The sequence below is a fragment of the Sphingobacterium sp. HJSM2_6 genome, assembly GCF_049316305.1.
Classification (GTDB): Bacteria; Bacteroidota; Bacteroidia; order Sphingobacteriales; family Sphingobacteriaceae; genus Sphingobacterium.
This window is the reverse complement of record NZ_JBMOXB010000001.1, coordinates 137,513-159,952: the sequence shown is the minus strand read 5'-3', so window position 1 is coordinate 159,952 and position 22,440 is coordinate 137,513. Positions and strand designations below refer to the sequence as shown.

Annotated in this window: 20 protein-coding genes and 1 riboswitch; of the genes, 14 read left to right on the top strand and 6 right to left on the bottom strand. The window is 37.7% G+C overall.

The features are described 5' to 3' along the window. The first annotated feature begins 10 nt into the window (after nt 1-10). Together ACFRAE_RS00665 and ACFRAE_RS00660 are read left to right on the top strand one after the other, a co-directional pair. Nucleotides 11-784, top strand: a complete 774-nt coding sequence (locus ACFRAE_RS00665; protein WP_422795184.1) for a TIGR02757 family protein — start codon at nt 11-13, stop codon at nt 782-784. A 20-nt stretch (nt 785-804) separates the two neighbouring features. Next, a riboswitch (Fluoride riboswitch) is annotated at nt 805-871 on the top strand. A 71-nt stretch (nt 872-942) separates the two neighbouring features. Continuing rightward, nucleotides 943-2,208: a voltage-gated chloride channel family protein gene (locus ACFRAE_RS00660; RefSeq protein WP_422795183.1), complete on the top strand. Its 1,266-nt coding sequence runs from the start codon at nt 943-945 to the stop codon at nt 2,206-2,208. A 5-nt stretch (nt 2,209-2,213) separates the two neighbouring features. Here the strand turns inward: ACFRAE_RS00660 and ACFRAE_RS00655 are convergent, their stop codons facing one another. From ACFRAE_RS00655 to ACFRAE_RS00645, 3 genes are read right to left on the bottom strand one after another with little or no spacing between them, the layout of a single operon-like run. Then, nucleotides 2,214-2,648 (bottom strand): GNAT family N-acetyltransferase, encoded by a 435-nt coding sequence (locus ACFRAE_RS00655; protein WP_422795182.1) that lies wholly within the window; start codon nt 2,646-2,648, stop codon nt 2,214-2,216. Continuing rightward, entirely contained in the window at nt 2,645-3,646 is a 1,002-nt protein-coding gene (gene gap / locus ACFRAE_RS00650) for a type I glyceraldehyde-3-phosphate dehydrogenase (RefSeq protein ID WP_422795181.1), read from the bottom strand. The genes ACFRAE_RS00655 and gap overlap by 4 nt, the downstream gene beginning before the upstream one ends. Beyond that, nucleotides 3,643-4,260: a peroxiredoxin family protein gene (locus ACFRAE_RS00645; protein ID WP_422795180.1), complete on the bottom strand. Its 618-nt coding sequence runs from the start codon at nt 4,258-4,260 to the stop codon at nt 3,643-3,645. Before ACFRAE_RS00645 ends, gap begins: the two co-directional genes overlap by 4 nt. A 318-nt stretch (nt 4,261-4,578) precedes the next feature. Here ACFRAE_RS00645 and ACFRAE_RS00640 point away from each other — a divergent pair, with 318 nt between their 5' ends. Beyond that, on the top strand, nt 4,579-5,460 hold the full coding sequence (locus ACFRAE_RS00640; protein ID WP_422795179.1) for a helix-turn-helix domain-containing protein: 882 nt from the start codon (nt 4,579-4,581) through the stop codon (nt 5,458-5,460). 168 nt (nt 5,461-5,628) lie between these two features. Continuing rightward, a complete protein-coding gene (locus ACFRAE_RS00635) occupies nt 5,629-6,786 on the top strand; it encodes a Gfo/Idh/MocA family protein (RefSeq protein ID WP_422795178.1) in 1,158 nt (385 codons plus the stop codon). Between the two features lie 76 nt (nt 6,787-6,862). Here ACFRAE_RS00635 and secDF read toward each other — a convergent pair whose 3' ends face one another. Together secDF and ACFRAE_RS00625 are read right to left on the bottom strand one after the other, a co-directional pair. Continuing rightward, nucleotides 6,863-9,877, bottom strand: coding sequence for a protein translocase subunit SecDF (secDF, locus tag ACFRAE_RS00630; RefSeq protein ID WP_422795177.1), 3,015 nt, complete (start codon nt 9,875-9,877; stop codon nt 6,863-6,865). Between the two features lie 391 nt (nt 9,878-10,268). Then, complete coding sequence (locus ACFRAE_RS00625) at nt 10,269-10,745, bottom strand: hypothetical protein (protein WP_422795176.1); 477 nt, start codon at nt 10,743-10,745, stop codon at nt 10,269-10,271. Nucleotides 10,746-10,959: 214 nt separating this feature from the next. Between ACFRAE_RS00625 and guaB the strand changes: the two genes are divergently transcribed. Both guaB and ACFRAE_RS00615 read left to right on the top strand, forming a co-directional pair. After that, the gene (gene guaB, locus ACFRAE_RS00620; RefSeq protein ID WP_422795175.1) at nt 10,960-12,435 is read left to right on the top strand and encodes an IMP dehydrogenase; all 1,476 of its coding nucleotides are present in this window, start codon (nt 10,960-10,962) and stop codon (nt 12,433-12,435) included. 179 nt (nt 12,436-12,614) lie between these two features. Further along, nucleotides 12,615-12,737 carry a 30S ribosomal protein THX gene (locus tag ACFRAE_RS00615; RefSeq protein WP_422795174.1) on the top strand — a complete coding sequence of 41 codons (123 nt, stop codon included), beginning with the start codon at nt 12,615-12,617 and terminating at the stop codon, nt 12,735-12,737. A gap of 47 nt (nt 12,738-12,784) precedes the next feature. Here the strand turns inward: ACFRAE_RS00615 and ACFRAE_RS00610 are convergent, their stop codons facing one another. After that, complete coding sequence (locus tag ACFRAE_RS00610) at nt 12,785-13,648, bottom strand: AraC family transcriptional regulator (protein ID WP_422795173.1); 864 nt, start codon at nt 13,646-13,648, stop codon at nt 12,785-12,787. 135 nt (nt 13,649-13,783) lie between these two features. On the opposite strand from ACFRAE_RS00610, the gene fucP reads away from it, so the two are divergent. The 8 genes from fucP (at nt 13,784) to ACFRAE_RS00570 (ending at nt 22,438) form a co-directional block, all read left to right on the top strand. Further along, nucleotides 13,784-15,034, top strand: coding sequence for an L-fucose:H+ symporter permease (gene fucP, locus ACFRAE_RS00605; RefSeq protein WP_422795172.1), 1,251 nt, complete (start codon nt 13,784-13,786; stop codon nt 15,032-15,034). Nucleotides 15,035-15,045: 11 nt separating this feature from the next. Then, complete coding sequence (locus ACFRAE_RS00600; RefSeq protein ID WP_422795171.1) at nt 15,046-15,375, top strand: L-rhamnose mutarotase; 330 nt, start codon at nt 15,046-15,048, stop codon at nt 15,373-15,375. 14 nt (nt 15,376-15,389) lie between these two features. Next, nucleotides 15,390-17,045 carry a UxaA family hydrolase gene (locus tag ACFRAE_RS00595; RefSeq protein WP_422795170.1) on the top strand — a complete coding sequence of 552 codons (1,656 nt, stop codon included), beginning with the start codon at nt 15,390-15,392 and terminating at the stop codon, nt 17,043-17,045. Nucleotides 17,046-17,075: 30 nt separating this feature from the next. Further along, nucleotides 17,076-17,840: an SDR family NAD(P)-dependent oxidoreductase gene (locus tag ACFRAE_RS00590; RefSeq protein WP_422795169.1), complete on the top strand. Its 765-nt coding sequence runs from the start codon at nt 17,076-17,078 to the stop codon at nt 17,838-17,840. A gap of 160 nt (nt 17,841-18,000) precedes the next feature. Further along, nucleotides 18,001-18,858 carry a fumarylacetoacetate hydrolase family protein gene (locus ACFRAE_RS00585; RefSeq protein WP_422795168.1) on the top strand — a complete coding sequence of 286 codons (858 nt, stop codon included), beginning with the start codon at nt 18,001-18,003 and terminating at the stop codon, nt 18,856-18,858. Nucleotides 18,859-18,870: 12 nt separating this feature from the next. Continuing rightward, the gene (locus ACFRAE_RS00580; RefSeq protein ID WP_422795167.1) at nt 18,871-19,701 is read left to right on the top strand and encodes an amidohydrolase family protein; all 831 of its coding nucleotides are present in this window, start codon (nt 18,871-18,873) and stop codon (nt 19,699-19,701) included. Nucleotides 19,702-19,706: 5 nt separating this feature from the next. Then, nucleotides 19,707-20,495, top strand: coding sequence for an SDR family oxidoreductase (locus ACFRAE_RS00575; RefSeq protein ID WP_422795166.1), 789 nt, complete (start codon nt 19,707-19,709; stop codon nt 20,493-20,495). A gap of 776 nt (nt 20,496-21,271) precedes the next feature. Continuing rightward, nucleotides 21,272-22,438, top strand: coding sequence for a glycoside hydrolase family 172 protein (locus ACFRAE_RS00570; protein WP_422795165.1), 1,167 nt, complete (start codon nt 21,272-21,274; stop codon nt 22,436-22,438). The last annotated feature ends 2 nt before the right edge of the window (nt 22,439-22,440 follow it).

Below are 22,440 nucleotides of genomic sequence, written 5' to 3'. Positions count from 1 at the left end.
TGTTTGCGCTATGGATCTATCGATAAAAGATTTTCTAGATAAAAAATATTTGGAATACAATCAACCCGATTTTATTCCGCATGACCCAATTTGCATTCCACATCAATTTCATAAAAAACAAGATATTGAAATTATGGGTTTCATAGCGAGTATTTTAGCTTGGGGACAACGAAAAACCATCATCAATAAATGCAATGAATTGATCGATCGAATGGATGGAGCTCCCCACGATTTTATCTTAAACCATCAAGACCAAGATCTTAAACAGCTGTTAGGTTTTAAGCATAGAACTTTCAATGATACCGATTTATTGTACTTTATATCTTTTTTTAACTATCACTACCAACGGTTCGAATCTTTAGAAGATGCGTTTTTAATTTCGCCATCTGAAAAATTTGAAACAATGGAAATTGCCTTAAATAATTTTAAAGCGTATTTCTTTTCTTTAGCAGATTTTCCCTTAAGAACGAAAAAGCATGTCAGTTCTCCATTCCAAAAATCCACCTGTAAACGATTGAATATGTTTATGCGTTGGATGGTCAGGAAGGATAATCGAGGAGTAGACTTTGGGATATGGACCAGGATTCAACCTAAGGATTTAATTTGCCCCTGTGATGTACATGTGGAACGAGTAGGGCGAAAATTTGGATTGATACAGTCGGAAAAAGTAAATTGGAAAACGGCTATCGAATTAACAGAAAACTTGAAAGATTTTGATCCTTTAGATCCTGTAAAGTATGATTTTGCCTTATTTGGATTAGGCGTATTTGAGGGATTACAATAAATTTTATATTTTTAGAAGAGATCGATCAAGGAAATGGTGTACTTCCTTACCCAACCGCTATTAAAAGCTGATGACACCTGGTTAAATACCTAAAATGAATGTTATTCAGGTGATATATGGTCAAGTTGAAAAATCCTAATCATTTTCGTGGAATACGAATGAGGGTTAACGTATTTTTTCGAAATAACCCTACATTTCCTTATTTGGTCAAATGGATATGCATCAGTTTAGGCATAAGCTTAGCGATTGGATCGGCTTCTGCTGGCTTTTTATATTCCCTACAATGGGTCACCGATTACCGAGAACTACATCCGTATTTAATAGGTTTTCTTCCCTTAGCGGGTTTGGCTATAGGCTTGTTGTATCATTATTATGGAAAGGACGTAGAAGCCGGAAATAATTTAATTATTGATCAAATTCATAAGCCAAGTCAACACATTCCTCTTCGGATGGGAATTTGGGTGTATTTAGGGACGCTTGTTACTCATCTATTTGGAGGTTCTGCTGGTCGAGAGGGAACTGCATTGCAAATGGCTAGCTCCATAGCTGTACAGATTACGGCTCCACTGAAACTCAAAGCTATTGATCGTAAAATACTACTGATAGCTGCTGTAGCTGGAGGATTTGGATCAGTATTCGGTACGCCAATAGCAGGAGCATTTTTTGCGATGGAATTTTTTCGCGTTGGCAAGATCAATTATTTGGCGTTATTTCCAGCGATTTTGACAGCCGTTTTTGCTGATTTGATTGTTAAATGTTGGCATGTTCCTCATACTCATTACCATATTGATGTTATTCCATCATTAAGTTTTCTTTCCATTTTTTATGTAATACTGGCTGGAATATGCTTTGGTATTTGCGCAAGATTCTTTAGTCAAGGGGTATTTAAGTTGGGTGAAGTGTTTAAAGCTAACATTTCTTATCCTCCATTTAGACCTTTTATTGGGGGGATTGTTGTGGCATTGATCGTTTTTTGTATGGGTACGACTAAATATATTGGTTTAGGTATACCCACTATTGTCGCTTCCTTTGAACAGCAATTGCCGGCCTATGATTTCTTGATTAAAGCCTTGTTGACCATACTGACGATAGCTGCTGGATTTAAAGGGGGAGAGGTAACTCCACTGTTTTTTATTGGAGCGACCTTAGGAAATGCCTTGGGGTTAATCATTCCTTTGCCTATGGGTTTATTGGCGGGTATGGGATTCGTTTCCGTTTTTGCTGGTGCTAGTAATACGCCAATCGCTTGTTGTTTGATGGCGATGGAGCTGTTCGGTGTGGAGTGTGGAATATTTATAGGGATATCTTGTGTGGTTGCTTATTTTATGAGTGGTCAACACAGTATTTATAGACAGCAGGAAATCGGTCAATCTAAACAACAGCGAAATAAACAGCAGGAGGGAAAGCGCCTATCCGAATTGTAACTAAATTAAAACTGCATAAACATTTCTTTATGTGCACCAATGCCGGGTATATCAAATTCATCAGACATATAGGCGAATCCTAAACTTTCATAAAAGGGATATGCAACTTCGCGCGCGTTAAACCAGAGGTAGTCGGCATGCAATTGCGTAGCTATATGTGTTATAGCCGCTTGGAGTAATTCTCGTGCATAGCCTTTTCTCCGCGCATCTGGATGTGTGGCCATACCACGTAGACGATAGCCAGTATGAGGTAATTTCGGGTGATTAGTCTGTTGGCAAGTTAATACGGCTTGTAGTAGATTTTGTTCATCAAAATAACCCAAATGAAAAGTATCAAGTTTCAAATCCTCGGGATTAATGCATTGTTGCTCTGGTTTTCCCGATTGCAACACTGCAGACCTTAAAGCTAAGGTATCTTGGATTTGTATAAACCTAATCATGATTCGGAACGTATTTTTAGTAAATCAACCAAACGATTAGAATATCCGAACTCATTATCATACCAACCCACGACCTTCACTAATCCACCTACAATACTGGTTAATTCCGAATCAAAAACACAGGAGTACGGATTGTTTATGATATCAATGGATACAATAGGGTCTTCAGTATAGGAAAGTACATTTTTCAAATTACCTTCGGCGGCTTCTTTAAATTTTTGATTGATTTCTGCTACGGTCGTTTTCTTCGCCAAGGTACAGGTAAAATCAGTTAGGGAACCATTGAGTACGGGTACCCGAATTCCTGCTCCCCCCAACTTACCATCTAGATGTTTGAATACGTTCGTAATTGCTTTCGCAGCACCTGTGCTGGTCGGGATGATGGATGCGGAAGCTGCTCGGGATCTTCTTAAATCCCGATGTGGGGCATCATGAAGATTTTGATCTCCAGTCATCGAATGCACGGTAGTGATATAACCATCTTGTATTCCCCAGTTTTCATCTAAGATCTTAATTAATGGTGCCACATTATTTGTGGTACAAGATGCATTGGAGAAAATAGGGGTCTCAAAGTCAAAATCCAAGTCATTGATGCCTAAAACTACGGTTGGGATTTCTTTATCAGGTGATGGGGCAGAAATGATGACTTGTTTTGCTCCTGCAAAGAGGTGCTTCTCGGCCTGTTCTTTGTTAGTAAATAACCCTGTTGATTCGACCACAAGGTCTACGTTCAATGCTTTCCATGGCAGGTCTGCTGGGTTCTTCTGATTGCAGATGAGTATGGATTGTCCATCAATAAATAAATGATTTTGATCATGACCAACTTCGCCTGAATAAGGCCCATGTACTGAATCATATTTAAATAGATGAGCTAAAGTTGCCGCATCGGCTAAATCATTGATAGCAACTACTTGTACATTCTTTAATTGACGTAATCGTAAATTGCGTAAGGTATGTCTACCGATGCGACCAAAGCCATTGATAGCTATATTTATCATTGATTGAATGCCGCAATTACTTCATTGATATTTTTTTCGCCTTCCCAATAGGTTTTTAATTTTCCGTCAGGTCCGTAAACATAGTTTGCAGGGAACATTTTAGGGATATGAAATCGCTGTACAAACTCTTGGTTACGATCGTACAACATTTCTATATTGGATTTACCATCTAATTCCTTGCCGAAATTTTGAAAAAAACTAACCATTAAGGCTGGATCATTCATGGAAACATATAATACATTCACATTTTTGATTTTGTCGTAGTTTTTGCCTAAATCAGTAGCCTCATGTTGGCAATGATTGCATGAAGGATCAAACAATACAAAAACAGTGTTTTTTCCAGAAGGGATATCTACTTTACTAAAAGATATTCCCGACTTGACTTTAAAGAAGGTGAATTCAGGGATACTAAGTGCAGCGGCTTTAACAGTTTCTGGAGCTTGCGGAGCTTCTGTATGTGCTTCTTCAGCGGAATGATCATGACCTGCATGTGGGTCGTTAGTAGCAGTCTCCGTGCTGGGACTGTTTTCTACTTTCTTTTCCTGATTATTACAGCTGATTGCTGCGCTAGCCAAAAATAATCCTACTAATGGGATGACAAATTTTGTTCTCATATTGTGTAATTATACACCAAAATTACTAAAAAATAAAGATTTTGCCTGAGCATGAAAACCATTATTATAGAACATGACATTAAAACTATCATTTAGGGAAACAATCTTTAGGTATTAGCTTTTAGGATTGAGTTTTTTACAAGGCCGCTCTTTATTTTAACACTTCATGCACGATCAACTAGCTTATGCAATAGTAAAGATGCTGTTATAATCGCATTTTAGATGCTAATCATGGTATAGAAAGGAGTTTAATCCTTAACTTATAGAAGTATTTCACAATCAATCAATTTAAACTTTTATTCAAGTGTACTTTAACCTATGAAACCATCTCTTTTTGATGTTCAATCTTTGTTGAAAAATGGTATCCATGTAAAAGAAATTCAAGAGGAATTTATAAGTGACCAGTTACATTTTCATAATGCCTATGAAATTGCTTTTATCGTAAAAGGGCATGGGCGTAGAATTGTTGGCGATTCTGTTAACCATTTTACGGATTTAGACCTCACGATCATGCCTCCTTTTATGCCGCATGCGACTTATACCGAGGCAAAGCATCATATTATTACCAAGGATCAGTCGGTTCATGCAATAGTTGTTTATTTTTTACCCCTTTGGTTTGATCAACAAGTGTTTAATGCGGTTGAATTTGCGCGAATTAAAACGTTGTTTTCGCATTTGAAGAGAGGTATAAAAGTATTTGATAAGCAACATACCAACATTCACTTATTAATGAAGGCTCTTGTTCGTGCAAATCCTGGTATTGAAAGTTTAATCCTCATGCTTCAGATACTGAAAGAACTTTCAGAGATCCCTCAATTTGATTACTTGAGTTCTGTGTTTTATACTTATAGTGATGAAGGGGAACATATTGAAAAAATTAACAAAATATATAAATATGTGATGGAGAACTTCACGAACAAGATTACGTTGGAAGAAGTTGCGGATATCGCTTTTATGACTCCGCCGGCATTTTGTAAATATTTTAAACAAAAAACCAATAAAACCTTTTCCAATTTTGTTAATGAAATTAGAATCGGATTTGCTTGTGAATTGTTAATGAACGAACCATTAGATATCTCTAAAATAGCATTCCATGCTGGCTTCAATAATTTTACATCTTTTAATAAGAATTTTAAGAAATTCACCAAGTTTACGCCTTCGGAATTTCGAAATAAATTGAGTAGCAAAAGGATTGATTAAAATAGTTTTAATGGAAGATAAATGGATTAAAAACTTTTTCTAACAATCTTAATATTTTAGAAGTTGAGATAGCTTTTTGAAAAGGTATTTAGAAATATAGTAATTATAAGCCGATAAGATACCTCTACGTATGAAGCGTCTGTTTGTAAATTAAATCGATGATAAAACATGACTACACGAAGAAAATTTTTACAACAACTGGGTTTAGGTACGCTGTCCTTACCTGTTTTTAATGAGTTGTCCATGGCGCATGCAGGCACTGGATTAATCGATTTGCATGTTGGACATTGGGGAGATCGGAAGGTTAAAGTCGGTCTAGTTGGGTATGGATTCTCTAAATTCTCTGCAGATTTTGGCTTTCAAGATCATCCCAATGTGGAGATTGTCGCTGTAAGTGATATTATCCCTGAACGATGTGAAGCACTATCTCAGCATGTTAAATGTGCAAAAAAATACGCATCTCTCGAAGAAATGGTTAAGGATGATCAGATCGAAGCCGTTTTTATCGCGACGGATGCTCCCAATCATGCTCGCCATGCTATCCTTGCCTTGAAACACGGGAAACATGTCGCTGTCGCTGTCCCTGCTGTGTTTGATAAGGTGGAAGAGGCTTATGAATTGAAAGAGGCTGTGGAGAACAGCAAGAAGGTGTATATGATGTTTGAAACATCTTGTTACCGAGAGGATTTGTATGCTATGAAAAAGCTATATGATGCAGGTGGGTTCGGTAAAATAGTGTATTCGGAAGGGGAGTATTTTCATTACAAGCCCGTGGGTATTCCTTCTTACTTAGGTTGGAGGGATGGCATGCCTCCAATGTATTATTTAACACATGCTACCGCGTACCATCTTGCGGTAACTAACGGCGCTTATTCGGAGGTTTCTTGTTTTGGTAGGGTAAGTCATTTGGCCTATCTGAAAGAAGGTAAGAATAAATATAAGAATAGATTTGGTACGGAGGTGGCCATATTCAAGACTGCCGATGGAGCTATTTCTCGTATGATGTATACCAACGATACGCAAGGACCTTTTGCTGAGGAGGGACGTATTCGTGGGGAGTTAGGTTCGTATTCGCGTGCTGGAAAGTATCAAGGACATTTAAAGTCCTTGCCTGACCTACGTAGACCAGTGCTCCCTGCTGCTGTTCCTGCGGGAGGTCATGGTGGTTCGCATGGTCAATTGACGCATGATTTTATTGGTTGTATACTGGAAAATAAAAAGCCTTGGCTTGATGTGAGCTTGTCTCTAAACCTAAGTGTTCCGGGTATTATAGCGCATCAATCGGCATTAAAGAATGGTAAGACAATGAAAATACCTAAATTTTAAAAGACTCAATTACTCGTATAAAAGACAAAGCCTCGATCATTGATCGAGGCTTTGTCTTTTATACTGTATCCTTAAATTAAGGAGTTACTACTTTTGCTTGTTTTTTCTCTTCAATGGAAGGATCAGCAGCTAAGTGTTTTCCGCCACTCAAATCATAAATAGCAGGTGCTGCTAAGAAGATGGACGAATAGGTTGCTACAACAATACCAATTAAGATAGCGAAGGAGAATCCACGGATAACTTCACCACCAAATATGAATAATACAGCTAATACGAAAATAACGGTTAAGGAAGTAATTACTGTACGGCTTAACGTAGAGTTGATTGCTTTAGTAATCGTTACACCCATATCTTCTTTATGTGCATTAGGTTTTTTCAAGTATTCACGTAATCTGTCAAATACTACTACTGTATCATTTACGGAATAACCAAGAACAGTAAGAATAGCTGCCACAAAGTGTTGGTCAATATCTAAAGAGAATGGTACTAGGCCATCCAATATAGAGAACAATCCTAATAAGATGATACCATCGTGGATAGTTGCAATTGCCGCACCAGCAGAGTAATGCCATTTATGGAAACGGACTAAAATATAGGCTGCAATAACAAGGATAGATAGGATAGAAGCATAGATAGCACGATCTCTAATATCGCTCGCAATGGTAGGTCCTACTTTCTGTTGAGATAGAATCTCGTATTTAGCACCTTCCGTTTTTGATAGTCCTTCATTTAATTTGGCTAATACTTCTTTATCAGCTTCATCACTAGTTTCTTCAATATGGTACGAAGTCGTGATTTTCAATTGACTCTCATTTCCGAATGTTTTTACTTCGGTAGTTGTTCCAAATACATCATCTAGGTTTTGACGTAAATCTTCTGGATTAACAGGTTGATCATAACGAACAGTGTATGTACGTCCACCTTGGAAATCTACCCCATAAGAGAAACCTTTAATGGCGATAGAAGCGATAGAAATAATGATTGCAATGAATGAAATTGTATAAGCAAGCTTTCTTTTCTTGATGAATGCAAAATTAGCGTTTTTCAACGTGTGATTTGACCATGGGAAAGCGACAGAGATTTTGATGTCTTTATCCAACATGTATTCAAAAATCAAACGAGTGATGAAAATTGCTGTGAACAATGAAGTCACAATACCGATCATCAATGTAGTCGCAAAACCTTGGATAGGACCACTACCTGTAAAGAATAGGATTAAACCTACTAAGAATGTAGTGATTTGTGAGTCTAAGATGGAAGGCATGGCATGCTTGTAACCATCTTCTACAACTTTACGCATGGATTTCCCTAAGCCCATCTCTTCACGCATACGCTCGTAGATTAGTACGTTGGCATCCACAGCAGTACCCATTGTCAATACGATACCTGCAATACCTGGCAGGGTTAATACTGCATTTAATGATGCAAGTACACCCATTAAGAAAAATACGTTGAAGATTACAGCAATATTAGCTGCGATACCAGCACGGTTGTAATAAGCAATCATAAATGCCATTACAATGATGATACTGAATACAGCAGAGTTTACACCAGAGTCGATGGCTACTTGTCCTAATGAAGGACCAACAATTGCTTCTTCTACGATTTTAGCTGTTGTAGGTAAACGACCTGCTTTTAAAACGTTCGCTAAATCTTTCGTGTCTTCAAAAGTAAAGTTTCCTGAAATTTGGGAACTACCTCCTGAAATTTCATCACTTACAGATGGTGCAGAATAAACTACATTATCTAATACGATCGCGATAGCATCTTTGTTTTGTGCAGCTCTTGCTGTTATACGACGCCATTGATTTCCACCTTCAGCATTCATATCCATCGATACGATAGGGCTGTTGGTTGTTGGATCAGTACCTGGACGCGCATCAATAATTACATCACCTGTTAATACGGAGGTATTATCAGAGCCAGTAGTTTTGATCGCATAAAGAGTTAATTGATCTTTTGTTTGATTATCAGGTTTTACCGCCCACAATAATTTTAAATTGCTAGGGATAATTGATTTTATTTCAGGACGAGCTAAATAGGCGTTTACTTTTGCTGTATCTTTCAAATGTGCTTGCCCTACCATAGGGCCATTTATCAATTGAAGTTGACCGTTTTGACCTGGAGCCACTGCGGGTCTTAATACAGTGAAAAGTGGTGCGTTAGCTTCAGCTGCTAAGTCTGTTTGAGCATTTGAGTCAGCTGAACCTTTGTTAGCTCCTAAATTCGCCAATAGGTTTTCTTCTTTCTTAGCAGTATCAGCGGTAGCTACAGTTTGTGCTGTAGAATCAATTACTGCTGGAGCTGTAGAAGAAGACTTTAAGGTCGTCGATAAAATATTATTAATGTTTTCTAGCAAAGAATAGATTTGCGAATTATTATAGGTTTCATAAAATTCTAATTTTGCGGAACCTTGTAATAATTTGCGTACACGCTCTTGATCATTAACACCCGGTAATTCAATTAAGATACGGTTAGTTCCTTGTTGAATTTGGATGTTTGGGGATGCAACGCCGAACTTATCTATACGAGTACGTAAAACTTTATACGAGTTTTGAATGGCATTGTCTGCTTCTAATTGTAAGAAGCTTTTTACTGCAGCTTCAGAACTGGTAGCCTGAATCGCTGAAGAGTTATCCTTAGTCGCAAAAAATGAAGCTATAGGAGTTCCAGCCCCTGTCGCTTTATATTCATTGATAAACAAATCTATTAAAGAAGTGTTGTTGGTTTTGCTCTTTTGAATCGCTGTAGCTAATGCTTTATTGAAGTTAGCATCTTTAGGATTGTTTGCTAAGTTAGAAATCAACTCATCCAAGGAAATTTCCATGGTTACGTTCATTCCACCTTTCAAGTCAAGGCCTAAAGCTAATTCATTAGCTTTCGCTTCGCGGTAAGTGAATTTTGCAATTCCTAGGTTGTACACATTCTCGCTTGCAATTGAATCTAGATAGGCTTTTTCTTTTGCCATATCGCCATTCGCATATGCTGCAGCATCTTTTTCTACTTTACGTGTTACAAAAGTGAATGATAAGGAGTAGAGGCACGCTAGGGAAACCACTATCACCAAAAATTTAATCAGCCCTTTACTCATTGTCTAATCGTAATAAATTATGGTTTTATACTGTTTTTTTAAGCTTAATAATATTTTACCAAGAATCGCAAAGGTATAAAAAAAATACATAATGAAAATAAATTACAAAACATAATGCATAAAAAATTGTTATTCGAATTTTATTAAAATTGAAGGACTTATATTTTTCTTATCGTACTTTGCTTATTCTTTCGGACTGTAATCCAAAAATAGGCTGTTAGAAGGTCATTGAGTCAAGGTATTAAGTAAATCAAGCTTTTTAATTTTGTCAATTTCTTCTTCTTTCTTCGCTGCTAAGTAAGTCCTTGAGCGATTGGTTCTACTGCCATAAAAAACAAAAAAGACCTGGAACCTCCAGGTCTTTTCTGTTTAAGTATTTTTATAGGTAGGCTTATTTCAATACGAATTTAACACCGAATGTGAAACCACCACCATCAAAACCAGTATCGTTATTTAAACCTAAGTATGGTTTGTAGTCTAAGTGCATAGCGATAGGAATTGTAGGGATTTTGTATTCCAAACCTACTTGAGGACGAATTCCGAAGAAAGTTTCTGAATTTCCATCATAACTCCAAATACCAACTTGAGCACCAACACCTGCATACCATGCTAATCCATCAGCATTAGGAATTGCTTTTTCATATTGCCAATCACCACCAAAAGAAACCCAATGGTTACGGAATGATGCTTGTAATTGTAAAGCTGAAGTTGTCGTTAAGGCAGTTTTATATTGAATACCTACGTTTGAACCATCGTAGCCATCGAATACAATACCTAGCGCCGATTTGTACGGAGTTTGAGCTTGAGCTTCAGAAGCAGCGAAAGTTAATGCTGATACAGCAAAAAGAGATAAAAATAATTTTTTCATGTGAATTAATTTATTGTTTTCATTAAAGCACCGTTATCATTACGTTAATAATTATTCGGTTGTTTGGTTCTATCGGAGCAAATAGTTTGCCAAAAATCTCATATTTATAATTTTTTTGTCATTAAATTTGTCTAAAAGATTTAATTATTTGGTTGGAAAGGTAATAAATATTAAATTTGCCCTGCAAATAGAAAACCCCCATATAATATTTGCTATGCAATTAGATCCAAACAAATTTGTACAAGAAGGCCTTACTTACGACGACGTATTATTAATTCCAGCTTATTCTGAAATATTACCTCGCAACGTAGATACAAGCACTTTTTTGACCAGAAAAATAAAATTAAATATTCCTTTAGTGTCCGCAGCAATGGACACTGTAACTGGTGCTGATTTAGCAATTGCAATTGCGCAGGCTGGCGGTATAGGTATGTTACATAAAAATATGACCATTACTGAACAGGCTGCGGAAGTTCGTAAAGTAAAGCGTTCAGAGAGTGGAATGATACAAGATCCTGTTACTTTATTGGAAACTGCTAATGTAGGTGATGCCTTTCAAATCATGAAGGAGCATAAAATCGGTGGTATACCTGTCATAAATTTAGATGCACAATTAGTTGGAATAGTTACTAACCGTGATCTTCGATTCCAAAAGGATATGACTAGACCAATCAGTGAGTTGATGACCAAAACCAATCTAGTTATTGCTCCTGAGGGAACCGATTTAATTAAAGCCGAAGAAATTCTTCAGAATCATAAAATTGAGAAACTTCCTGTTGTAGATGCCAATGGAAAATTAAAAGGCTTAATCACGTTTAAGGATATTCAAAAATATAAACACTATCCTAATGCAGCGAAAGATGAACATGGCCGTTTATTGGTTGGTGCTGCTGTTGGCGTTACTGCAGATACCCTTGAACGCGTAGAAGCGTTGGTAAAAGCAGGTGTAGATGTGGTAACTATCGATACAGCCCATGGACATTCCTTAGGTGTAGTCAATAAATTGAAAGAAGTAAAAGCTGCATTTCCTGATTTACAGGTGATTGTAGGTAATATAGCAACTGGAGATGCTGCCAAGATGTTGGCTGATGCAGGGGCAGATGCCGTAAAAGTAGGTATAGGTCCTGGATCTATATGTACCACTCGTATTATTGCAGGCGTAGGCGTACCGCAATTGTATGCTGTTTATGAAGTAGCCAAAGCGTTAAAAGGAACGGGTGTTCCTCTAATTGCGGATGGTGGTATTAAACAAACAGGTGATATTGCGAAAGCTATTGCTGCTGGTGCTCATACCATTATGGCGGGTTCATTATTCGCTGGAGTGGAAGAAGCTCCAGGAGAAACTATCTTATTAGAAGGACGGAAATTCAAATCTTACCGTGGTATGGGTTCGGTAGAGGCGATGGAAAAAGGATCTAAAGATCGTTATTTCCAAGACGTAGAAGAAGATATCAAGAAGTTAGTGCCTGAAGGTATCGTAGGACGTGTGCCCTATAAAGGAACGTTAGCAGAGGTGGTTTACCAATACATCGGCGGACTTCGTGCCTCTATGGGCTATTGCGGAGCGGCAAGTATTGAAAAATTACAAGAAGCTAAATTTGTACGCATTACAGGTGCAGGGTTGAGAGAGTCTCATCCACATAATATTCAGATTACCAAAGAAGCCCCTAACTATAACAGTAGAGGATAGGATCAGCCATCATTGGGGTCTAAAAAAACAGGTCAACGGATGCGTTGACCTGTTTTTTTTGTCCTATGTTGTGCTAATTTCATTATTAATTACCTGTAAATATTTGATTTTAAATAATTTATACCTAGATTAGTTATCCAAACATTGTTTTTAATATCAATAAACATAAACTATATCGTATGGGAAAAGGAGATAAGAAGTCGCGTAAAGGTAAAATTATAATGGGTTCTTATGGGAATAAGCGACCTAGAGATCCTTATAAGACCTACAAACCTGCAGTGGAATCCAAAAAAGAAGATTAAAATCTTCCTGTAGAAAAATGAGGCTATGGTTTAGGTATACCATAGCCTCATTTTCGTTTAATGTTCAATTTATAAGTATTGGGAGTTTCTCCGGTATATAATTTGAATAACTTATGGAAACTCACAAAGTTATTAAAGCCACTGTCATAGCAGATTTCTTTCAAGGATGCATCGCTGTTTCGCAATTGAAAACAAGCATGACTAATGCGGATTTCCGTAAGAAACTGAATAGGAGTTTTACTCGTTTTCTGTTTAAAATATCGACAAAAAGAATTTTCCGTCAATCCTGCAATATGCGCTAAATCTTCTAATCTAATCTTTTGTTTAAAGTTTAATCGGATATATTCCATCAAACTATTCATTCGATATTGATCCTCCGTATGGTTTAATCGGGCATAATTCTCACTGGTCAATAACTCCACCGGCAATCCACTCATGCCATCCAGAAACTGAAGCAATAAACTAAATTTACTTATCCCTGCATGATTATCTATATCTCCTAAATAAGTTGGGCTGAGCTTGTCAAATTGATGGCTTAAGAAGGCCCCTCTTGCAGCGGTATCCAATAATCCCTTGATGTTGCTAAACTCTGGAGCATGAAATATTTGAGGAATATTAAAATCTTTAAGAAAATGAATCACTAAGCAATCGATCGTAGATTCCTCTAAATTATTCGGGTAATCATCAAATAACCAGTAATGAGGTATTTGAGGACCTATAAGCGCGGTGTCTCCAGATTCAAAGGGTTTGATGCAATCCCCTAGAAATAATGTTCCTGATCCTTTAAAAACATGCACCATTTCCAATTCTTCATGGTAATGCCAAACCGATTGGTGTCTCGGTTTAAAATCTCGACGGATATGAAAACTTTGATGACTTGTTTTTGGAACAGCTAATTGTTTAATGATCATGTTTAACAAATTTATTCTTTTATTTTAATGATCTCTGGTCTATTATGTTAAAATAATTTATAAAATTGGTAATATACTTCAATATTTTGCATAAAATAATCCATTATTTAGATATTCCAATATGAACTATCGAATATGAGTAAAGTCAACAACACAGTCGCGATCATTTTAATCACCTCTTTATTTTTTTTCTGGGGATTTATCCATAATCTGGACCCCATCTTAATATCTCATCTTCGAAGTGCTTTTAGTCTAACCCATTTACAAGCCTCTTTAATCGACTCTGCAGTTTTTGTAGCTTATTTTATTATGGCGATTCCAGGAGGGATGATCTTAAAGAAATATGGCTATAAAACCGGGATATTAATAGGTTTAGTGGTATTTGCTATTGGCTGTTTCTTGTTTGTGCCAGCAGCCAATACCATGAGCTATACCTTCTTTCTATCGGCTCTATTTATTTTGGCATGTGGTATCACCATTATTGAAACGGCTGCCAATCCATACATTACAGTACTAGGCGATCCCTCCAAAGCAGCACAACGACTTAATTTTGCGCAATCTTTCAATGGATTAGCCGCATTTTTAGCTCCTTGGATAGGCGGCTATATTATTTTGGCCAAACCACCACTATCGCACGATCAAGTTGCTGCATTATCAGCAGTGGATAAGTTAGCCTATATTCAAGCCGAAACAGCCATTGTAAAGGGGCCATATATCGTATTAGGATGTGTGATTCTATTAGCGGCTGTTTTATTTTTATTTACCAAATTGCCTGAAGTAAAAGATGAAGAAGAATCCTCGACAGGATTCTTTCATGCATTTAAACATAAAAATGTAGTTTGGGCGGTAATAGCTCAATTTTTCTATATTGGAGCGCAGATTTGTGTATTAAGTTTCATGATTGTATTCGCTACCGAAGTCGCTGGTATTACCGCATTTGAGGCAAAGGACTATGCCGCTATTGCAGGATTAGTATACATGGTCGGCAGATTTTTTGGAACCTTTTTAATGCGCTATATTTTGCCAATAAAACTATTGCTCGTTTATGCCGTTATTTGCTGCGGATTGACCTTACTGTCCATATTAGGTACCGGTATGATTACTTTATATAGCATGATCGGAATTGCCTTTTTTATGTCTATTATGTTTCCTACCATATTTGCCATTGGTATTCAAGATACAGGGGCAGATACTAAATCAGCCTCAAGTTTAATCATAATGGCTATTGTTGGGGGTGCTATTTTTCCACCCATATTAGGATATATTTCAGACCTAACCGGCAATATGCAAAACGGATATTACGTTGTTTTGCTATGCTTTCTTGTCGTTGTACTCTTTGCCATCTACAATAAAAAATCATCAATCAATAGTACCGTTAGTCATTAAAATTTAGAACCATGAAAAGATATGCATTAGCTTTAGATTTAGTCGATGATGCCATCATGATCGAAGAATATGATGCGCATCATCAAAACGTATCCGCCGCAATTAAGCAATCGATTACCGATGCAGGAATTACTGTAATGGATATTTATCGCTTTGGAAATCGGTTGTTTATGATTATGGAGGTAGATGAAAGCTTTAGCTTTGAAAAGAAAGATGCCATGGATGCTGCAAATCCAAAAGTGCAGGTATGGGAAGCCTTGATGTGGAAATATCAGCAAGCCATACCTGGAGCCCAAGCTGGTGAAAAGTGGGTGATGATGAACCAAATATTTGAATTATAAAGATGGCCGAAGAAATGAAAAACGCTTTTTTGCAAATACATCCAAAAGATAATGTATTCGTTGCATTAAGAGATTTACCGCAGGGATACCAAGTTAACGTTCAGGATTTAAGCATTACCTTAAAACAAGCGGTTCCCGCGAAGCATAAATTTACGATTCAAGACTTTGAACAAGATACAGAAATCTTTATGTACGGAGTATTGGTAGGGAAACTCAACCTACCCTTAGCTTCAGGATCATTAATCGATGTAGAAAATTTAAGACATGCTGCCGAGTCCTACCAATTAGGTCTTCGAAAACTAAATTGGACTAAACCTGATGTTTCCGCCTATAAATCTAGATTCTTCAAGGGCTTCCATCGCAGTAATGGCAGCGTAGGAACCGCAAATTATTGGTTGGTTATTCCGTTGGTATTTTGTGAAAATCGGAATGTTTTGACTTTAAAATCCGCCTTGGAAGAAAAATTAGGCTATAGTATACAAACTAAGGATTATTCACAAGAGGTGGACCGTTTAATACAATCCTATCAATCAGGAGCGCCAATACATACCCTCATGGACCTCGATTTAAATGCCGCAAAGGAACAAAAGGACAGCAATAGATTGTTTCCTAATGTCGATGGGGTTAAGTTTTTGAATCATGAAATGGGTTGTGGAGGAACTCGGATGGATTCCGATGCTTTATGCGGCCTATTAGCCGGTTACATCACACATCCTAATGTAGCTGGTGCGACTGTATTAAGTTTAGGCTGTCAGCACGCACAGGCGTCTATTTTGAAGCAAGAAATTGCAAAGAGAGATCCTCAGTTTACTAAACCACTCTATATATTCGAACAACAAACAGAAGGCACTGAACAAGAATTGATGCATAAAGCTATTAAATCCACCTTTGCTGGTATGGCTGAAGCAAATAAGCAAACTAGAAAACCCGCAGGATTAGATAAATTATGTATTGGTTTGGAATGCGGGGGTTCAGATGGATTTTCTGGAATATCTGCCAATCCAACATTAGGTTATGTATCAGACATCATGGTTGGCCTAGGCGGATCGGTGATCTTATCGGAATTTCCAGAATTGTGCGGAGTAGAGCAGGAACTTAGTGATCGATGTATTGATGAGCCTACAGCAGAGCGGTTTATGCAATTAATGAATAGCTATAACGCGAAAGCGGAAGCAGATGGATCTGGATTTTACATGAATCCTTCACCTGGAAATATCCGGGATGGATTGATTACCGATGCCATTAAATCTGCAGGAGCAGCCAAAAAGGGAGGGACCTCACCCGTTCAGGCGGTAATTGATTATCCCGAATTAGCGAATGGTTCCGGTTTAAATTTATTATGTACACCGGGTAACGATGTAGAAAGTACCACCGCCGAGGTCGCTGCAGGTGCAACAGTTGTTTTATTTACCACCGGATTGGGTACTCCAACCGGAAATCCCATCGTTCCGGTTATTAAAGTATCATCAAATACGAAGATATTTGATAAAATGGCAGATATTATCGATATTAATTGCGGAACCATTATCGACGGAACGGAAAGCATTGAAGATGCGGCGCATCGATTAATAGATTATGTCATTCAAGTTGCAAGTGGAGAAATTACCGCAAAGGCGACCCTGTTAGGTCAAGATGATTTTATTCCTTGGCGTAGAGGCGTTTCCTTATAAAATAGTCAAACAATTATTGAAATTTAATATATGTCAAAATTAACAAGTAAAGTTGCCATAATCACCGGAGGAGGAAGTGGAATAGGCCGAGCAATTTCAGAATTATTTGCTCAAGAGGGTGCTGAAGTCCATATTTTGGACCTCAATATTAGTGGTGCCAATGAAGTCAAAGCGCATATTTTACAACAAGGAGGTCGTTGTGAAGTACATGCCTGCAATGTCGCTAAACAAGATGAAGTTTTGGCTGTGATAAATGGCTTAGCGAAAATCGATGTATTGGTAAATAATGCAGGAATAGCCCATGTGGGCAATTTAGAAAATTGCAGTGAAGATGATTTTGATAGGGTATATCAGGTCAATGTAAAAGGTGCATATAATGTGTTATTTGGTGTAATTCCTAAGATGAAAGCCAATGGTGGTGGAGCAATATTGAACTTAGCGTCTATCGCAACGCTCATCGGTCTTCCAGATCGTTTCGCTTATTCTATGAGTAAAGGAGCGATATATGCCATGAATCTGTCCATCGCGAGAGATTACCTAAAAGATGGTATTCGTTCAAATTCCATATCTCCAGCTCGTGTTCATACCCCATTTGTGGATGGATTTATTAGCAAGAATTATCCAGGACAGGAAGCGGAGATGTTCGAGAAGTTATCCCAAACACAGCCCATAGGCAGGATGGCTAAGCCTGAAGAAATTGCAAAATTAGCCTTATTCCTTTGTTCAGATGATGCAGGATTTATCACTGGAAATGATTATCCTATCGATGGTGGCTTTGTGAAATTGAACAATTAGATTTCAGACCTTAGCGTACAGCTAGTCGAGGCGAGAAAATAGCTAATAGAAGATAGCCCTAAGAAATAAGATACTAGGCTTCAGAAATCAAATAAAATACGGAGACTGTGATTAAATCGCACATCTAAAGTCTCCCACCTAACTAAACTAAATAAAAGAAATGAAACTAATCCGTTATGGTGAACCTGGACATGAAAGAATAGGGGTTCAAATAAATGAAGTAAATTATGATGTTTCTGCATTTGGCGGAGATTACGATGAATCTTTTTTTGCGAGCAATGGTTTGGCTCGTTTAGATGAATTTGTAAAGGCCAATGCGGGAAACTTAATAGCGATTGCCGAAGAGGAACGCATTGCCGCTCCTTTTACAAGACCATCTAAAATTGTTTGTATTGGCTTGAATTATAAAGATCATGCCGAGGAAACGGGGGCAACTATTCCTGCAGAACCCATTATTTTTATGAAATCAACTACCGCATTGGCAGGTCCAAATGATCAGGTAATGATCCCTAGGAACTCTAAAAAAACCGATTGGGAAGTAGAATTTGGGATTGTAATCGGTAAAAAAGCAAGTTACGTGGATGAATCAGAAGCGTTAAATTATGTGGCTGGATATGTCTTGCACAATGATGTTTCGGAGCGTGAATTTCAAATTGAGCGTGGTGGAACTTGGGATAAAGGAAAAGGATGTGATACGTTTGCACCGATGGGTCCCGTGTTAACTACTGCCGATGAAATACCAGATATTAATCAGGTTGGATTATGGCTTAAGGTAAATGGTAAATTATATCAAAATGGCAATACTTCCAATTTAATATTTTCTGTTCCTTTTATAGTTTCTTATGTATCCCAATTTATGACATTGCTTCCTGGAGATGTAATATCTACTGGAACTCCAGCAGGGGTAGGCTTAGGATTTAATCCACCGATTTACTTACAAGCAGGTGATATTATCGAATTAGGTGCAGATTATTTAGGGACTCAACGTCAGGAAGTTATCGCATTTCAGAAAAATTAAAAAAACGAAGGTATGCGCATAGATGCTCATCAACATTTTTGGTTATTTGATCCTCTTAAAGATGCATGGATTACGGAAGAAATGAAAGATTTAAAAAGAAATTTTCTTCCAAATGATATCAGTTTGATCATGAAAACGAACCAAATCGATGGAGTTATTGCAGTGCAAGCCGATCAAAGCCTGAGGGAGAACGGTTTTTTATTGGAACTCGCTCAGGCTTACGCTTTAATCAAAGGAATCGTAGGTTGGGTAGATTTGCGTTCAAAAGATCTGGAAGAGCAGCTAGATCATTATGCCCAATTTCCAAAAATCAAGGGATTTAGACATCTTGTGGAGGCGGAAACCGATCCTGATTTTTTGATGAATGCCGAATTTCTACAAGGCATTTCTGCATTGAGCAAGCGAAATTTCACCTATGATTTATTAATTAAACCAATCCATTATCAAAGTACTTTAGCTTGTGTTAAGGCCAACCCATCCCAACGATTTATGTTGGATCATATGGCAAAACCTCCCATAAAAACGCAAGAATTTGACGACTGGGCGGTATTTATTGCGGCGCTGTCAACCTTCCCGAATGTTTATTGTAAAATATCAGGCTTAGGCACTGAAGCCGATTGGAAACAGTGGAAACTGGAACATTTTACCAGCTATATAGCCCATGCCATTCATAGCTTTGGTCCTGAACGAATAGTGTTTGGTTCCGATTGGCCGGTTTGTCTATTGGCGGGTACCTATGAAGAGAATCTGAGCATCGTGGAAAGCCATTTAATGGATTTTTCGGCGGAGGAGAAGAAGGGATTTTGGGGATTGAATGCTGTGGCATTCTATGGATTAAAATAAGAAATATGAACCTAGAATTAAAAGATAAAGTCATCATTGTGACTGGAGGAGCGAAAGGAATTGGGAAAGGCATTGTTTTAGCCCTGGCTCAAGAGGGCGCGATCCCAGTGATTGTAGGAAGAAAGGAAAGTGACAATGTGTTATTGTTGCAGGAACTAGAGGCATTTGGGGCAAAAGGATATGCTATTGCTGCGGAATTAACAAAACCTGAAGCCTGTAAATCGGCTGTGGAGGAAGTAATGCGTGTATTTGGTAGCATTGATGGACTAGTGAATAATGCAGGTTTGAATGATGGCATTAGTCTTGAACATGGTAACTATGAGGAATTTGTATCATCCCTCCATAATTCTTTAATACACTATTTCCTGATGGCGCATTTTGCATTGCCAGCATTAAAATTGAGTAAAGGAAATATCTTGAATATCAGTTCGAAAACCGGTGAAACAGGGCAAGGGGGTACATCGGGATATGCCGCATCCAATGGTGGACGCAATGCACTCACCCGTGAATGGGCGGTCGAGTTATTACCTTACGATATTCGTGTGAATGCGATTATTGTATCGGAATGTATGACACCTCAGTATGAGAAATGGATTCAAACTTTGCCTAATCCGCTTGAAACTTTGCAAAAAATAACGAATAAAATTCCTTTTCAAAATCGAATGACCACCATCGAAGAAATTGCCAATATGGCTGTGTTTTTATTGTCCTCTAAATCAAGTCATACAACTGGACAATTGATTTATGTAGATGGAGGATATGTACACTTAGATCGCGCACTGATTAATGATTAGTAAAGCGATAGCTTAAATATTTTCAGCTTACCTGAATAAAGGCCTTCTAATTTTTAGAAGGTTTTTTAGTTTATACCGCATTAAAAAGCCTGAATAGCTACGATAGAAGCTCATTTAGAGATTAACAGCGAATTATGCTAATCGACCGAACAGGCGACCCAGGTCGCTAATCCATATTTGTTTACAGAAAGCTTCCGAATTTTTTCCATGTTCTAAGGCATGTAATTAATTTAACCAAAGTTTCCAATGGATTTTGGACCTTGCTACGACGCATATCCTTCGGATATCCTTTGGATTTTTGCGGATGATCTCCGAAGCTGATCCGACTAATATCCGAAGCAGTGAAAAATTTATAGCCTATGTCTTATACTTCGATAATTGTGGGCGCTTAATACCTGATTTGTAGAATCAGTACCTGTTTTTAGGAGTTTTTCAGCATTTCTGGGAATGTTAGGTTTGGGAAACAATCTTTATTTTCAAGCGGTGGAAGCGTTATTGTGCTGATTGTCAATAGATTTTTTAAAAAATATTTGGAATTTAATCGATTAAGCATTAAAATTGTTCTTATAAACTTAAAAGATCTTAATCCTTATTAGCAAAGCAATTGACAGCAATAAAATTACTTATTGCAAGTTGCTTAATCGATTAAACAACTAATTTTCAATTTATAAATAATTGAAATAATAGATACATAACCAATAGAGTGGCTAAGCTTGGATAGGCTATTCCAAATAGATAAGCACTCTTTATATGAAAAATAAACTAAAAAATAAACCATGAAAATTAAATTATTAGTTGCGAGCCTATTGCTTTCCAGCTTTGTTTATGCACAAAAAGACCAAAAGTTTAATGGCGTTGATATGAGTTTGGGGACGCTATCCAAATTGTCGGATGCGAAGACTCGTTCCATCAGTCCTGAGAATTTTACTGGGGAAAAAGGAAAAGGCGGGATGGCAGATCCTTCCAGTCAAAAAGACAAAAGAAATGTTGCAAATGCCCATCATGCGGCACGAGAACTTGGTGTAGGATGGAAAGTTAATCCATTTATTACCATTCAACCCGGAGAAACATTCACTATGGCCGAGATCAATGAATCTGGTGTCATCCAACATATGTGGATGACACCAACAGGAAATTGGAACCATACGATTTTTAGGATTTATTGGGATGGGGAGGAAACACCTTCCGTTGAATCACCAGTAGGTCCATTTTTTGGTATGGCCTGGAATCGATTTTCCCCTTTGAATTCATTGGCAATGACCGTTAATCCGGGTAGTGCATTTAATTCGTATTGGAAAATGCCATTTCGAAAAAGTTGTAAGATTACAATGGAGAACATCAGTGCTGATCCTATGAATTTATACTATCAGATCGATTATACAGTAACAGAAGTAGACGCCAATGAAGCATATTTTCATGCACAATATCGTCGTTCCAATCCAACCAAAGGCGCATTACATACCATCATCGACGGTGTAAAAGGTAAAGGTCACTATGTGGGTACCTATTTGGGCGTTGGAGTCAATAACATTGGATGGTGGGGAGAAGGAGAGATCAAATTCTTTATGGATGGAGATCAGGATTATGCGACTATCGTAGGTACGGGATTAGAAGATTATTTCTGTGGATCCTACAATTTCGAAAATAAGGCAACACGACAATACCAGGAATATTCCACAGCCTATGCAGGTTTACATCAGGTCATTCGTCCTGATGGACTTTACGAATCCCAGCAGCGTTTTGGTATGTATAGATGGCATATCATGGATCCTGTTCGTTTTGAGAAAGATTTAAAAATTACCATTCAAGATTTAGGTTGGCGCTCCGAAGGAAGGTATCTACCCCAGCAGTCAGACATGATATCCGTTGCCTTTTGGTACCAAGCAGAACCGCATACTAAATTTCCAAATTTACCAGCGAAAAATTCGCTGGAAGTAAACTAACC